The 229-nt window shown below is 61.1% G+C and carries 1 pseudogene; it reads right to left on the bottom strand.

Annotation, left to right across the window (positions count from 1 at the left end):
* Positions 1–100, bottom strand: a pseudogene (locus ACQG3P_RS25495) (glutathione S-transferase family protein); the annotation flags it as partial.
* Positions 101–229 lie beyond the last annotated feature (129 nt).

Below are 229 nucleotides of genomic sequence, written 5' to 3'. Positions count from 1 at the left end.
TGTCCTTGTCGAGCAGTTCCACCTCGAACGGCTGGCCGGTCCACTGCAGGGGGATGTGGTCGGCGGTGGAGCAGGCACCGGGCTTGCTGTACAGCTTCATGGGGAACTCCGTCGGGATGCTGGAAAGGTAAGCGGCCCACTATTCCAGAGCCGGCCCCGCATCGTCAACGGTATGGCCGTAACAGATCGTTACGACGCGCGTGGCTTGAGTTTCTGCACGCGATAGAAA

This window comes from Stenotrophomonas sp. SrG (assembly GCF_050031795.1).
Taxonomy (GTDB): domain Bacteria; phylum Pseudomonadota; class Gammaproteobacteria; order Xanthomonadales; family Xanthomonadaceae; genus Stenotrophomonas; species Stenotrophomonas rhizophila_A.
Note: the sequence above shows the minus strand (reverse complement) of the source record. Positions and strands in the feature narration are given on the sequence as shown.